The organism is Legionella hackeliae (genome assembly GCF_000953655.1).
GTDB classification, from domain to species: domain Bacteria; phylum Pseudomonadota; class Gammaproteobacteria; order Legionellales; family Legionellaceae; genus Tatlockia; species Tatlockia hackeliae.
In genome coordinates this window covers 2,019,033-2,033,988 of the sequence record NZ_LN681225.1, presented here as the reverse complement: position 1 = coordinate 2,033,988, position 14,956 = coordinate 2,019,033, and the positions used below count along the sequence as shown (strand labels likewise).

Below are 14,956 nucleotides of genomic sequence, written 5' to 3'. Positions count from 1 at the left end.
TAGCATACTATGTTATAGTAAGCAATCAATTCGATGTTAAGGAGTAAATTATGACAAAACAATCCATGTTCCAGGTGGATGCGTTTACTGCCAAATTGTTTGGTGGTAACCCGGCGGCAGTTTGCCCTTTAGAAGAATGGTTAAGCGATGAGTTAATGCAATCTATCGCAAGTGAAAATAATTTATCTGAAACTGCGTTTATTATAAAAGAAGGGCATCATTTTCATATTCGCTGGTTTACACCTAATTCAGAAGTAGCCTTATGTGGACATGCAACCTTAGCGAGTGCTTATGTGATTTTTGAAAAACTTGGCTACCCAGGTGATAGTTTAAGTTTTCAAAGTTTAAGTGGGGAGTTACGAGTTAATAGGTTGGGTAATGCCCTGCAATTAGATTTTCCGGCTCTTCCTTACACTGAGATTACACCTTCATCAGCTTTATTGGCAGCAATGAATGTAGTTCCTAAAAAAGTTTATGAAAGTACATTTGATTTATTATTGATTTTTGATGATGAAGCGGACGTTAAAAATGCACAATTGGATTTAAATGCCATTAGCCGTTTACAAACTAGAGGGGTAATTTTATCGGCACCTTCGACAAAATATGATGTTTATTCTCGATGCTTTTATCCAGGATGTGATGTTCCTGAAGATCCTGTCACAGGTTCAGCGCATTGTGTGATTGCTCCATATTGGAGCGAGCGGTTAGGGAAGAAAAAAATTTATGCCTTACAAGGCTTGAGACGTCAGGGAGAACTACTCTGTGAAGTTAACAATGGTAGAGTTTTACTAAAGGGTGAGTGTCGTTTATATCTCGAAGGAGAAATTTCATTACCTAATGTTTATGAGTGAAATGCGAAGATGGATTTCAGGGATAGAAATCCATCATCATTTATTTTTCCTCATAACGTACCATATTATGAGAAGGATAATCACTCCTACTAAAACCAGTGAAAATGTCAGTACTTCGCCTAAAGAGAAATGATCCAGAAGCACTTTTCTTTTCTCCGGAATAATGAGGTCTGCATAACTTGATAAAGAATAACTTGCTAAACACACCAGGGTAATAAATTTAGCCAGCACAATATTGCTCCTCCCAGAATAGATGACATGTTTAATAAAATAGAATAAAACAAGGCATTTTTGAAAGTGGCTCGCATAATGCCATACATTAAGAGCGCTTCCGTTAAAATAACTAATATTTCTGTAAGATACCAATCAATGGCAAGGGGGTTAATTGGTATATGGGAGTAGAATATTTGGGCTAACGGTACGGTTATGAGATTCATACCAATAATAAACCATACCCAATTTGTACTATGCTCTTTAGGAAGTCCTTTTTTCAAAAAAATAAAAAAAGTAATAAGCTCGGAAACGATAGTGATTCCTAATGTCAGGAATATATTCAGATTGCTATGAAGGTAAAATATGATTCCATTGATTGTAATTTTATACATGTTGTTGGCGTCCATTTTCCCTTTAAGTTCCTATTTGCTTTCACTAAGCTTTTTTGGTGTTACTCATATATTTTATGAGTTATCTTACATTTATAAGCATCTTGCTCATAAACTACCTCGAGCATTTATTATACTGGTCGTGGGGGCATTATTACTTTTATTAATGATAAAAACTATAGCAATCTTTTTGTCTATTCCTTACTCATTGCTATTGATAATAGAGTTCTCATTTATCTTAATTTTGATGACAATTGCTTGTTATTTTAAGACCACATTTCTAACTGTTCTTATTCTTTTATTATTTATGGTAGGTATTATTGTTAATCCAGTTATTCTTTTTATGTGCCTTGCTTTTTTACATAATTTAACACCCTGGGGCTTTTTAGTTGCTGAAAATGCAGCTCATAAAGCCTGGATAGTTTTTATCATATGTCCGCTTATTGTTTTCTTTATGTCGCTATTTTTAGCAATTGATCCTGGGTTTTATTCATTATCTAAGGTTAATCTTTACTTATCTCATTATTTAGTAACAGAGCATATTAATGCATTCATGTTCGCTTGTTTCGCCACAGCAGTTTATCTGCAGCTTATTCATTATCATTATGTAATAAAGATATTACCTTCGTTTTGTAAGACTCCAATTAAACTCCCGGGGGTTGTTATTGGGGTATTTTTAATAATGGGTTTAATTTTTTTGTGTAACTTTCAGGAGAGTAAGAAATTCTATAGCTTAATAGCTATGTTTCATGCGTATTTAGAAATTCCTCTTTTACTTTATTGCTTACCTCGCAAAGAAAATAAATTGAATTCCGCGGTTTTATTAGACTGACCTTCTTTTTAGGTTGACTTAAGTAAGTGCCTAAAAAGAAGGCAATGAATAACTATGCCTGTAAACTATGCGCTTGACGACGGTGTAAATTAAAACCTATCAAACCCACAAGGCAAGAGCCAACTACAGCACATCCAGGAATTAGGAGCAGAGCAGTTTTATAAGACTCCAGTGCATAGATGCGCAGCCCCTCTTCACTGAGAGCTCCACCCCAGGTCGCATCCATAGCTTTACCAATTAAGGTATGAAAAAATGAACCGCCGAGCATGTTGATGCAGTTGAGGAATGCAATCGTTACCCCAAGTAATTTGGTTTCCACCAAGTCCGAACCGGCAGCAAAAACAATGACCTGATAACAACACATTAAGCCAATTAAGAAAAATAGAGCAGCAAGCCAATACCAGTTGTACGTTGTAGTTGATAATAATAACTTAAAAACGAAAGCCATACCTACCCCGCAAAAAGCAATCACCGTATAGTTGCCTAAATACTTACTGAGAAAGGCAAGCAAAGGCCCACCAAATAACATTCCTACAAAGATAAAGCTAACTAATTGTGCAGCATTGCTTTTATCTAACTCAAAAGCGGTGGTTAAATAGGAAACTCCCCACACATCAGCAAATCCTTCAAGTGATCCCACCATTAAAAGATTCGCAACAGCTAATATCCATATCGTGGGCGAACTTAAAAGAGTGCGGAAATAAGAGGCTTTAAAGCTTGTTGTTGGTTCATCCGTTTTTGTATTGTTTTGTTGCGGCGAGCGTAAAAAGTAATAACTTCCTACACCCAAAAGCATGGCGATAAGTGCCAAGATGAGCGCTACGTTTTGCCAAGGATAATTTGCAACCAATAAGCTGACCGGCTTTCCGCCATAGATAGCTCCTAGAAGTCCTAGAGTAAAAGAGAATCCAACCATTTTGGCGTATTTAGATTTGGGAAACCACTGAGAAATGACTTTGGAAACCGCAAGAAAGCCTACCGCCGAACCTGCGCCCACCAAAAAGCGGCTTAAGCCAGCTAAATACCAATTATTGGTATAACTAAATAAAAGGGTTGCAAGTCCACATAGCAGAGAAAATGCAAACACCACATAGCGAACCTTAAAGCGCTCCAGCATGATGGCAACAGGAATTTGCATTCCGGAATAGCCATAATAATAAAGCGCTGCAAGAACTCCGAAACGACTAGCATCAATGGAAAACTGTTCCATAATTTGATGCATCATTAATCCCGGCCAAAGCCGTAAAATAAATTGGTAAGTGAAAAAAGATAGGGGAAAGAACCACATAAAAAAAGGCAAAAATTTTGACTTTGACTTAAACATGACAACCTCATTGCTAGGAGGGAAGAAAAAAAATTTAGTAAATTTAGGGTGTGAGATATAGGTCGGCTTTTCAGCCGATAATAATTTGACAAATGATAGTGATAAGGTTGACGTGTTTAAACAGCATGAGTGATGTTCAAAAAAAATATTATTTATTCAAATAATAACTATACAGTATTTTTTATAATTAGAAAAGGTAATCTCTTAAGCTGACAATAATGTTGATTGCTCCAACTGGATGCCTCGGACAAGCCGAGGCATGTCGGAAGAATGGTGAGGAGTTATTTGAAAGGGCCGTAAACGACTCTGTGTCTCGCGCCTCGGACAAGTCGAGGCACGTAGGAAGAATGGTGAGGAGTTATTTGAGAGAGTCCGTAAACCTCTCTGCCTCGACCTCCGAGCCTCGAAGGAATGCGGAGAAGATACTCTGTGTTGAATATGGATAGCCTAAGCCTGTTGAATTGACAAGACAGGATATAGCGGAGTGATTTTAGAAAGTAGTTACCCATTCTACGTGCCTCGGCTTGTCCGAGGCATCCAGAACGATGCGGAATCGAGCACAGTAGGGTCATTGGCCTAAACACGCCTTAAAAATTATGAGAAGGAGACTCCTAAAGTAATATGTAAATCAATCCAGTGCTCTTTAAATTTTAATTGTGACCCGAGACCATATCTTTGTCTTAATGCAATTAATGTTGGTGCATGGACAGTAAGGACATAATAACGCTTGTTGCCTATATCCCCTGCAAATGTATGTAAAAGTTCAAAGTAGTGAGAACTGCCTAATTCTTGTTGGTCCACCTTGGTATTTTCTTCTGGATAAATCACACTAATATGAGCTCCAGCCGTTTTTTGACCGAAATAATCAGGTTTTACAATTGTAGAGGAGTAGTTTTTTAAGAAGGGGTAGAGATTGTGTATATAGCCATTTGCAAGATCTAAATAGACCAATCCATCATTACTCTGCTTTAAATAGCCAATGGAAGGCAAGTTTGACGCGGCGTCAATAAGGCCAGGTATATCTAGATGCGTTAATTTTAAATAGTCGGTTGTCATTTTATTGCAAAAGTATAAAAAATAATTGTCTTGTTTATCCATAGTAAATAGAATGCGCGAATAATTTTTCAGCAACATGGAAGCGAGCGCTATTCCCAAAAGTATAGTTGCTCAACGTTGTTTAAAATATACTTTTATCCATGAAGATATAATTATTACCAGATTGATAAAACATTGCTAGTGAGTAAAAACATTTAACAGCATATCAAGCAGAATATAATATAATTTAAACAAACTAATTAAGTGGGAAGAGACAATGAAAACATTATGGAGCAGTATCTTATTGGCTTGTGCAACTTTTACACATGCTGACAATATGTCTTTAAACGTTAATCCCAATCAAAATCAATTTGTCGTGACGCTGCCTGCTAATCCAACAACAGGATATCAATGGACTGTTGAAAAATATGACAAATCAATTTTAAAGCTTTTGTCGAGCAAATATGTTTCTGCACAAACAAAGCTAATAGGGGCTGGCGGGCAGATGCTCTTTACTTTCCAATTATTAAAAGAGAAAGCTTATCCTCAAAGTACCAGCATGCAATTTAAATATGCGAGACCATGGGAACCAGAGACAGGATCCTTAAAACAGGTGGTTGTGAATTTTGGGACTAATAAAAAGCCTACGCAGCAATAATTGAAAGCCAGGAAAAATTACTGCACCAATTAGTTTTGGCTCCTTGGTGCAGTAATTAACCAAATTAGGCGATTTCTACATCTTCTGCTTGAGGACCTTTTTGTCCATGGCCTGCTTTAAACAATACAGCAGCACCTTCAGCTAAAGTTTTAAAGCCACTACTTTGAATTGCACTGAAATGAACGAAGTAATCTTTACCTTCGCTTTCAATAAAACCAAAGCCTTTCTTATCGTTAAACCATTTAACTTTACCGCGAATTTTCTCTGACATAGTTACTCTTTTCCTATAATTGAAATCTGATTGTAACACCCATTCTGAGATCTTTCTAAAGATTTTACAAGATCAAATGGTCTAAATATCTCTAATTTTGTAATATTCCTGTGAAACTCCATTGTCATCCCTCTGTAGACAAGAGTTTATCATCCATTAAAAGCGAAGGAATAGTTTTTAATAAGTATTTTTTAATGGAAGTTTATTTTTTAATATTTCAACAATTCGTTTTGCAGCATGTTCATCGCCTTCCGGGCAATGACTACGAGTCATTTTAAGATAGAGTTTACCGTCAGTAAGTAACTGGCTGACAATTTCAACGATGGTCTCTCTTGATGTTCCTACCAAGAGGCCGATTCCTTCTTTAATAAGCTGAGGTTTCTCGGCATCGTTATTTAATATTAAAATCGGCTTATGTAAGACCGGTGCTTCTTCTTGCATAGTTACAGAATCAGTTAATAACAAGATAGCGCGTCGCATTAAATGGACGAATTCGTCATATGGAACGGCCGGTAAAAGATGGACACGTGGCTGATTCGAAAAAATAGTTTTAAAAAACTGCTGCGATTCAGACGTCTCAGTTAAAGAAAATATGAAATTGATATCATCAAATCGAGTTGTGAGTTCAAGAATAGCATTACAGATATTTTTCAGATGTTCACCATTTTGCCGAGTGCTAACAATAACAAAGTTATAAATATGTCTAAATTCATTAGTTTCAGACTTATTTTTAATAATCCAATGTAGAGCATCAGTTACTGTGCTCCCAGTGACAAAAATTTTATTCACGGCAATTTTTTCTCGGATTAAGTTCTCTTTTTCAAACGTTGAAGGAGCAAAATGCCAGGTTGACAAAGGTGCTGTCAAAATTTGGTGTGTTTCTTCTGGAAAAGACTTCCCTGGATTGGTGCGTAATCCTGCTTCGATATGACCAAAGGCAAGCTGATTGTAAAATGCCATTAACGACGAAATAAAAACAGTTGTAGTATTACCTGCACCAAGTAATGCATCAAAATGGTGTTTTTTGATGAGTAGATTGAGTTTGTTACAAAGTGTCGCGGCGAATTCTTGAAGAGTTTGCTGTTTTGGCATTTTATTTAAATGATAATCGGGTTTTAAATCAAACACAGCAAATATAGCGTCAAGTTCGCCTTGACATTCACCAGTACTAATTAATGCAGTTTTAACCCAAGGCTCAGAGCGTAATTCAAATAGTAAGGGTGCTATTTTAATTACTTCTGTATGTGTACCAACAATGCAGCCAAGAGAACAAATTTTTGACTTAGTCATCGCTAAGATTCCTTAAGATATAGTGGCAAAACGATGACCACAGTACCTCCTGTTTTCTTTTTAGGGTCATACAGCGTCACAAAATTTTCATTAAGCCATTTAACATCCTGAATAAACATACGGATACATCCATGACTTGCACGATAACCCGGGATATCATCAGATCCATGTAACGCAAAACCCTTATGAAAAAACATACAATAAGGCATTTGCGCACCACCTCGTCCAGCAGGGAATGCATTTGAAATGCAATGTTTATCTTCCTTGCCAAAGATTTCAAACATTCCCGTTAATGTCAGACATGAGTTATCACTATCTGAGCATTTATCACTTCCTGAAGAAATAGGACCCCAGCGTACTAAATAACCGTGTGAATCATAGGCTCCCCAAGCCAATTTTTCTTGATCAACAATGATTTGCTTATTATCTGAAGAATTAATTTTCAAAGGAAAAGGGGATATATCAAACAGAGTAACCGTTGTCAGATTTTTAGGAACAGCTAATATTTTTCCATTCCACAAGCGATTATTGGTGCGATTTAAGCGTTGTACCAAGTCTCTTTGAACGGGATCTAAAAATAATTTCTGCCAAGTCTTACCTCGCGTTACTTTGACGCAAGTATAGGGTGTATATTTGCAGAGCTTTGGACCATAATAGTTTGCTTCCTGTATTTCTGCTTTTGCCCACAAGAATGTCGGTAAAAAGCAGAAAAGCAAAATCCCGCTTTTCATAATTCATTCCTCAATAGTCATATAAATGATGCATAAATCGTGCAAAAATTATACAATGCGCGGGGGCTTCTAGAGATAAAATGAATATAAACTGGTGGTTTTTATTGATGAAAGCTATTGCTGGCTCTTTAGGACGTTAAAAGAGGCTGTAGATGCGGCCAAATATTAGCTAATATTTTAGATTGTGCTTTCTGATTAGGATGTAAGCCATCCTTTTGCATCAATAGCGAATCACCAGCAACGCCCTCCAAAAACATAGGAATTAAAGGTATTTGATACTGATTTGCCAAGTCTCCATAGACGCTTGCGAATTTTTTCAGATAAGTGGGGCCATAATTGGGTGGTAATTTTGTCGCAATTAATAATATTTTCGCCTTGGCGTTTTGACTTTCTTGAATAATTTTCTCGAGGTTTGATTTCATTTCAGCGAGAGATAATCCTCGTAAGCCATCATTAGCCCCTAGTTGAATAATGACAATATTGGGTTGATAGGTTTTAAGAGCACTTGATAGTTTAGCAAGACCATTTCTGGTTGTGTCACCGCTTGCACTAATATTGATAACTCGATAATCGAAATTATTCTTTTTCAACTTTGTATTCAATAAGTTAACCCAGCCCTCTTTCGTATTGATACCATAGGCAGCGCTTAGACTGTCTCCAAGAACAAGAATAGTTTTTGCTTGAAGAGGTGCTATGATAAAAATGAATAAAAATATAAAAAGGGTTTTGCACTTCATGAGTCACCTTGACGTTATCAGGTTGAATAATATTAATTTTACTGTAAAAAGCGGTTCGTTTGATCTTCTTATTTTGCAAGATATCAGTTTTGCCATTAAGAAGGGGATAACCGTTGCAATTACCGGCGCTTCTGGTTCTGGAAAAACGTCATTACTTAATATTATGGCAGGTTTAGACCTTCCTACAACAGGAGATGTTTTTTATGAAAATCAAGAAATTACTCATTTAAGCGAGGATGAGCGCGCAAAATTGCGAGCAAGAAGAGTGGGTTTTATTTTTCAATCATTTCAACTCCTACCTAATCTAACGGGACTGGAAAATGTCATGTTGCCTTTGGAAATGAACCATTATGAGGATGCATTTTCAAAGGCTTCCTATTGGTTGGATAAGGTTGGGCTCAGTAATAGAGGGCATCATTATCCACTTCAGTTATCAGGTGGCGAACAGCAACGTGTAGCTATAGCAAGAGCGTTTGCAGTGGAACCTGATATTTTATTTGCCGACGAACCTACTGGGAATTTAGATAAAAAAACAGGGCAGACTGTTGCTGATTTATTATTCACTTTAAATGAACAGCATAAAACAACATTGGTAATTGTAACTCATGACGAAGCGCTGGCAGGCCGATGCCAATTACATTGGCGATTAGATGGTGGAAAGCTTCTATGTTAAAGATACCATTGATCGTAAAGTCACTTATTCGCGATTGGCGAAGTGGTGAGTTGACGTTGCTATTTCTTGCTTTGGTTACAGCAATGACCTGTATTAGTGCATTAAATATTTTTGCCGGACGAGTTAATGATCAATTAACAAAACAAACCTCTCAATTGTTAGGGGCTGACCTGGTGGTTCGAAGCAGTTTTCCTATCAAGGATGTTTGGGTTAAGAAAGCGCAAGTTTTGCAACTGAAACAAACATTAACCTTATCGTTTTTAAGTATGGTGGAACATGAGGAAAATCTTCAGCTTGCACAAGTTAAAGCAGTTAAAGAGCCTTTTCCCATATTAGGTGAATTATGGATTTCCCCCAGGTTACATGCGCCAAGTGTCAAATTATTTGAACCACCTAAACCTGGTACCGTATGGCTAGCACCAAGACTTTTTTCACTGTTAAAAATTAACGTAGGCGAGTCCTTAATGATTGGCGCTGCATCATTTACAGTTGCAGGTGTCTTGACAGAGGAGCCTGGGCAAACAGGAGATTGGTTTAATATTTCACCTCGCATTCTGATGAATTGGGAAGATGTACCAAAAACCCAAGTTGTTCAAATCGGCAGTAATGTGGCTTATCGTTGGTTATTAACCGGGACTAAAGATAAGTTAAGCACATTAAAAGCCTATGTAACTCCTCAATTAACTGAACAACAAGAATTAACGGACAGTACTTCAACGAATCCCTCCATTACTCAAATTATTCAACGCACATTAAATTATCTAAATTTAGGAACGCTGATGAGTTTAGTGTTAGCGGGAGTAGCTATTAGTATGGCAAGTTTGCGTTACAGCATGCGGCATATGCAACAAGTGGCAGTACTTCGCTGTTTTGGGGCCTCTGAGTATCAGATTTTAAAAATTTACTTAGGCAGTATCTTACTTCTAGGCGTATTAGCTTGTCTGCTTGGCATAGGGTTGGGCTATGCGATACAACCTTTATTGGCACAGTGGCTCTATGGATTATTGCCCCAATTTGAGAATCATTTACCGTTAAAGCCTGCTTTGTTTAGTTTTGCAATTGGTTTAATCGTATTGTTGGTTTTCTCCTCAGTCAATATTTTAAAATTACGTCATATTACCGCCGCTACTATTTTTCGTCATGAGCAACCGTCACTAAAAATTAGTACTTGGTTCAGTTACAGCCTGGCCTTTTTACTTTTAGGAGGACTTGCTTATTTCTATACCAATTCTTGGCGCCTTACTTTGAGTGTGGTATTAGGTTGTGCTTTTTTTGTTGGCTTGGTGATTAGCACGCTTTGGTTAATTTTTAATTATCTTTCAAAGGCTAAGCATTATATTCATATTAATTGGCGCTTTGGTTTTGCCAATATAGCGCGTAATTTTGGTAATAGTGCGTTGCAAGTTATTGGCATCGGTTTGGCGCTAACAGCAATTTTAAGCTTATTTATTTTAAGAACAGACCTTTTAGAGAGTTGGCAGCAACAGCGGTCTGAGAACAGTGCTAATTACTTTATTATCAATATTGAGCCTTCTCAAGTTAGCGAAATCGACAAATTTTTGACGGTCAATACCATTAAAGTGTCTTATTTTTATCCTATCGTAAAAGGACGTTTAATTGCAATTAATAATGTGCCAGTTCAAAAAATTTTTGGCGAACGAGCCGAACAGATCAATGTCCTCAGAAGAGAGTTGAATCTTTCCTGGACTAATAATTTACCACTTGCCAATGAAATCAGTGAAGGTGTATGGGATCCTAAAACTCAAGAAGACTGGATTTCTGTAGAAAAGGGGATGATGGATAAACTCAAGTTGGCCTTAGGGGATAAAATCAGTTTTAGAATAGGTGACACAATTGTCACAGCAGTAATTACGAGTGTTCGCACCGTAGATTGGACAACATTTAGTCCTAATTTTTTTACTCTGTTTAAGCCTGGTATTTTGAATAATTTGCCACAGACCTACATTGCCAGTATGCATCTGTTGCCTGCGCAACAACCTGTGTTAAATAACATCGTAAGCCAATTTCCAAATGTTACAGTGATTGATATTGCCAATATCTTGAAGAAGGTTCAGTCGATTGTTACTAACATGGCGAAGGCAATAAATTTTATGAGCTTTTTTGGATTGTTTGCTGGGTTAATTATCGTTATTTTGGCGATGCTTTCCTTTGTAGGGGTAAAACAGCAAGAAACACACATTCTCAAAGTTTTAGGAATGGGTAAAACGCAGTTATTATTGATTCAAAGCAGTGAATCATTCCTCATTGGGTTTTATGCCGGATTTATGGCGGTTCTTACCGCGAGTATTATTACCAATTATCTTGCAAAAGTAGTCTTGGAGCTTAATTTTACCATTCCCTGGAAATTGATTTTAATTGTGCCTGTTGCCACTGCGTCATTTACGGTTTTAATAAACAGTCTGGTATTACGAAGTCAATATCAAAAAAAGGGATTAACCCGAGCGAGTCTATAGGACATTCTAAAGTGAAATTTTTTTTGTTAAATTACTTGCCTCTTGTCGCGATAGTGGTTTCTTCAGTTATACTATTGGCTGTTTATCAAAAAGGATCACATCGTGCGAACACTTATTTTGTCGTTACTTATTGGCCTGCTTTCTTTTGGTCTGGTGGTTAATGAAGCAGCAGCGAAGCGTTTTGGAGGCGGCAGAAGTTTTGGCGTCCAGCGCTCTTATAATAGTCTTTTTTCCTCTAAACCTAAGCCTAATACAATTGGACAACAAACCAATAGAAGTAGATGGGGAGGCATGTTAGGTGGTTTATTGGCAGGTGGTCTTCTAGCTAGCCTATTTATGGGGAATGGATTAGGAAGTGGATTACTATCCTGGTTAATTGTGGGTGCCGTATTGCTGTTTATTATTAATATTTATCGTCGTCGCATACAGCCAGGATTTCAAACTGCCAATGCGTCGAGACCATCAGCCTACAACTGGCAATCCAATTCTATGAATTATCAAGCTACAGGTAATTATCACATGAATTCAGCGGGTTTTAGTGAAGAAGATTTTTTACGTGAGGCGAAAGTAAAATTTATCCGCTTACAAACTGCTTATGATCAAAAAAACTTACAAGATTTACAAGAATTTACAGCGCCAGAGGTTTTTGCGGAAATCAAAATGCAATTGGATGAGCGAGGTAATGAGTCTAATAAAACAGAAGTCATTAACCTTAATGCGCAATTACTTGATGTTTCTGAGCAGGGTGACTCAACGATCGCAAGTGTGCGTTTTACCGGCTCGATTAAAGAAAATGATGATCCAGTAAGCACATTAGATGAAATTTGGCATTTTCGTAAATTCTACGGAACAAATGCTTGGGTTGTCGGAGGACTTCAGCAAGAAGCATCTCAACCTATGTAATGCTATTTCGCGACGAAATGTCGCGATATTTTTTTGTATTCGAGAAAAGAGGTTATCTTGGTTATTGAGAAATTATTTTCTTACGGGACGTTGCAACTGGAGCAAGTTCAGCTTGCAACGTTCTCTCGTTTGTTGAAAGGCCAAAAAGACAAATTAAAAGGCTATAAATTAACAGATTTAGAAATCACTGATCCCTATGTTATTGAGGTCAGTGGCAAATCTGTTCATCAAATTCTTAGCCCCACAACTGACGAAAAGGCCAGTGTTGAAGGAATGGTATTTGAGTTAACGCTCGAAGAACTTCTTAAAGCCGATGAGTACGAAGTCAAAGATTATAGAAGAATAAAAGTATCTCTTGCTTCAGGATTAGAAGCTTGGGTATATGCTCATCAATCTATTTTAGATTGATAATATTTCCCTTTAAAGTCCACGTTAGGCTTAAGTCTACTCAAATACTTGAGCCCACTCCGTGGCTTAAAATCTACTCCGTGGCTTAAAATCTACTCCGTGGCTTAAAATCTACTCCGTGGCTTAAAATCTACTCCGTGGCTTAAAATCTACTCCGTGGCTTAAAATCTACTCCGTGGCTTAAAACCTACTCCGTGGCTTAAAATCTACTCCGTGGCTTAAAATCTACTCCGTGGCTTAAAACCTACTCCGTGGCTTAAAACCTACTCCGTGGCTTAAGCCTACGTCCCGCGGCTTGTCCGCGGGAACTATTGACTAAACCAAGGCACATCGGGTTCTAAGTGAATTATTCAACAGCTCCTGGCTTCCCCCTGCTGTTGTAATCGGGGGACGGGTATTACTTTATTATTTGCACAACTCAGTTTTTCTGAACGGTAAATACCGTGGCTCCCAAAACATATCTTTAATGACCTGGTCCAAATCAGCATTTTGATTAATTTGAGCAAGGTTTTCATTGATTGCTGTACTTGCCACGGCGATAGCTATATGTTTGGCAACCATTTGAGCATCATCAAGCGAGGGAAGCAGCGGTAAAAAGCTGTCTTTTTTACTCGGCGCATATTCACTTAATGCCTGAGCTGCTGCCCAAATCATGCCTTTTGATAATCTTGTGGCCTTCACTGCCAGAATGCCTAAACCTATACCTGGGAATACTAAGGCATTGTTGCATTGCGCAATTTGTAATAAGCGGTTTTGATACTCAACGGCAGGGAAGGCTGTGCCTGTAGCTATCAATGCCTTTCCTTGACTCCAATTTATAATATCAGCTGGCTGAGCCTCACATTTTTCATCCGGATTGGAAAGTGGGAAGATAATAGGGCGCTCACAGGCAGCGCTCATTGTTTCAACAATATCTTGTGAAAACGCCCCAGGCTGTGCTGAACAGCCAATTAAAATTGTGGGCTTAACTTGCCGTACTGTATCCGTTAAAGATGGATAGAGCCTGCCAAGATTTCCCCAACTTGCAATTTCTGCAGCCTGACGTGCATAAGGTTTTTGAGCTTCAGTTAATTCCAGATCTGAGTCAACAAGTAAACCTTGACGGTCAACCAGCCAGAAACGATCATAGGCTTCTTTTTTATTTAAACCCCGACGAAGCATCGCATCAACGATTTGATCACTGATTCCAGTACCCGCAGAACCCGCACCAAAAACAAGAATACGGTGATCCTCAAGGTTGACCCCGGTTACTTCACAAGCGGCTAAGAGCGCTGAGAGAGTAACAGCCCCAGTACCTTGAATATCATCATTAAAAGTACACAATTTATCCTGGAATTTATCTAAAATACGCCTTGCGTTGTTGCGTCCAAAATCTTCCCAATGAAGAAATGCATTGGGGAAATGTTTATGGATAGCATCAACAAAGGTTAGGATAAAATCATCATATTCTTCTGTATTAATACGAGGGTGCTGACACCCCAAATACAATGGATCATTCAGTAAATCTTGATTATTCGTTCCTACATCAAGAAAGACGGGCAGTGTTTTTGTGGGGTCAATACCACCACAGAGTGAATAGACCATAAGTTTTGCTACCGGAATATCCATACCACCAATGCCTTGATCACCAATACCAAGAACCCCTTCACCGTCAGTTACAACGATTAACTCAATATCAGGATTAGAGCGATTATTTATAATTTCTTCAATTTGATTTTTATCTGAATGGGCAATGTAGAGACCACGTGGTTGGCGATATTCATGACTGTATCGCTTCACTGCTGTACCGACAATAGGCGTGTATATTGTTGGTAGCATTTCTCCTAAATGCTTACTTATTAACCTGTAAAAAAGGACCTGATTTTTATCATGCAGGTTGTTGAGGTAAATATTTTGCTGTAAACGAGAACTATAGCTGGAGTATTGAAGATAAGCCCGTTTTACCTGTTCATCTAACGTTTCAACACGATGAGGGAGTTTTCCCAATAATCCAAAAGCGCGACGTTCTTCCTGAGTAAACGCAGTACTTTTATTTAATTGCGGAATAGTTAACAGGGGTTTGCCACAAATAGAGGTCTCCATAATGAGCTCCCCAGTTTGCTCATCACGAACTACTTTAAAATCTAACATGTTTTTTTCTTACAAAACTTGGTTGTGCTAACAATAG

At 37.9% G+C, this 14,956-nt stretch carries 15 protein-coding genes; 7 read left to right on the top strand and 8 right to left on the bottom strand.

Features of this window, described 5'->3' with window-relative positions:
- The first annotated feature begins 50 nt into the window (after positions 1–50).
- On the top strand, positions 51–851 hold the full coding sequence (locus tag LHA_RS09080) for a PhzF family phenazine biosynthesis protein (RefSeq protein ID WP_045106263.1): 801 nt from the start codon (positions 51–53) through the stop codon (positions 849–851).
- 197 nt (positions 852–1,048) lie between these two features.
- On the opposite strand, the gene LHA_RS09075 is transcribed toward LHA_RS09080, so the two are convergent.
- Positions 1,049–1,456 (bottom strand): hypothetical protein, encoded by a 408-nt coding sequence (locus LHA_RS09075; protein ID WP_045106262.1) that lies wholly within the window; start codon positions 1,454–1,456, stop codon positions 1,049–1,051.
- Between LHA_RS09075 and LHA_RS09070 the strand changes: the two genes are divergently transcribed.
- Positions 1,428–2,285, top strand: coding sequence for a hypothetical protein (locus tag LHA_RS09070; RefSeq protein WP_147292334.1), 858 nt, complete (start codon positions 1,428–1,430; stop codon positions 2,283–2,285). The genes LHA_RS09075 and LHA_RS09070 overlap by 29 nt on opposite strands.
- A gap of 52 nt (positions 2,286–2,337) precedes the next feature.
- On the opposite strand, the gene LHA_RS09065 is transcribed toward LHA_RS09070, so the two are convergent.
- The gene (locus LHA_RS09065; protein WP_045106260.1) at positions 2,338–3,609 is read right to left on the bottom strand and encodes an MFS transporter; all 1,272 of its coding nucleotides are present in this window, start codon (positions 3,607–3,609) and stop codon (positions 2,338–2,340) included.
- 594 nt (positions 3,610–4,203) lie between these two features.
- Entirely contained in the window at positions 4,204–4,665 is a 462-nt protein-coding gene (locus tag LHA_RS09060) for a hypothetical protein (RefSeq protein WP_045107498.1), read from the bottom strand.
- Positions 4,666–4,921: 256 nt separating this feature from the next.
- Between LHA_RS09060 and LHA_RS09055 the strand changes: the two genes are divergently transcribed.
- Positions 4,922–5,302: a protease inhibitor I42 family protein gene (locus LHA_RS09055; protein ID WP_045106259.1), complete on the top strand. Its 381-nt coding sequence runs from the start codon at positions 4,922–4,924 to the stop codon at positions 5,300–5,302.
- Positions 5,303–5,366: 64 nt separating this feature from the next.
- On the opposite strand, the gene LHA_RS09050 is transcribed toward LHA_RS09055, so the two are convergent.
- The 4 genes from LHA_RS09050 to LHA_RS09035 form a co-directional block, all read right to left on the bottom strand.
- On the bottom strand, positions 5,367–5,573 hold the full coding sequence (locus tag LHA_RS09050; protein ID WP_045106258.1) for a cold-shock protein: 207 nt from the start codon (positions 5,571–5,573) through the stop codon (positions 5,367–5,369).
- A gap of 177 nt (positions 5,574–5,750) precedes the next feature.
- Entirely contained in the window at positions 5,751–6,863 is a 1,113-nt protein-coding gene (wecB, locus tag LHA_RS09045; RefSeq protein ID WP_045106257.1) for a non-hydrolyzing UDP-N-acetylglucosamine 2-epimerase, read from the bottom strand.
- A gap of 2 nt (positions 6,864–6,865) precedes the next feature.
- On the bottom strand, positions 6,866–7,594 hold the full coding sequence (locus LHA_RS09040; protein ID WP_045106256.1) for a L,D-transpeptidase: 729 nt from the start codon (positions 7,592–7,594) through the stop codon (positions 6,866–6,868).
- Positions 7,595–7,722: 128 nt separating this feature from the next.
- Entirely contained in the window at positions 7,723–8,331 is a 609-nt protein-coding gene (locus LHA_RS09035) for an arylesterase (protein WP_045106255.1), read from the bottom strand.
- On the opposite strand from LHA_RS09035, the gene LHA_RS09030 reads away from it, so the two are divergent.
- The 4 genes from LHA_RS09030 to LHA_RS09015 all read left to right on the top strand — a co-directional run bounded on the left by LHA_RS09030 (position 8,330) and on the right by LHA_RS09015 (position 12,789).
- Positions 8,330–9,004, top strand: a complete 675-nt coding sequence (locus tag LHA_RS09030) for an ABC transporter ATP-binding protein (RefSeq protein WP_045106254.1) — start codon at positions 8,330–8,332, stop codon at positions 9,002–9,004. The genes LHA_RS09035 and LHA_RS09030 overlap by 2 nt on opposite strands.
- On the top strand, positions 8,998–11,478 hold the full coding sequence (locus LHA_RS09025; protein ID WP_045106253.1) for an ABC transporter permease: 2,481 nt from the start codon (positions 8,998–9,000) through the stop codon (positions 11,476–11,478). The genes LHA_RS09030 and LHA_RS09025 overlap by 7 nt, the downstream gene beginning before the upstream one ends.
- A gap of 102 nt (positions 11,479–11,580) precedes the next feature.
- Positions 11,581–12,381 (top strand): Tim44 domain-containing protein, encoded by an 801-nt coding sequence (locus LHA_RS09020; RefSeq protein ID WP_045106252.1) that lies wholly within the window; start codon positions 11,581–11,583, stop codon positions 12,379–12,381.
- A 57-nt stretch (positions 12,382–12,438) separates the two neighbouring features.
- A complete protein-coding gene (locus LHA_RS09015) occupies positions 12,439–12,789 on the top strand; it encodes a gamma-glutamylcyclotransferase family protein (protein ID WP_197541137.1) in 351 nt (116 codons plus the stop codon).
- A 405-nt stretch (positions 12,790–13,194) separates the two neighbouring features.
- Here the strand turns inward: LHA_RS09015 and LHA_RS09010 are convergent, their stop codons facing one another.
- Positions 13,195–14,919 (bottom strand): NAD-dependent malic enzyme, encoded by a 1,725-nt coding sequence (locus LHA_RS09010; protein WP_045106251.1) that lies wholly within the window; start codon positions 14,917–14,919, stop codon positions 13,195–13,197.
- Positions 14,920–14,956 lie beyond the last annotated feature (37 nt).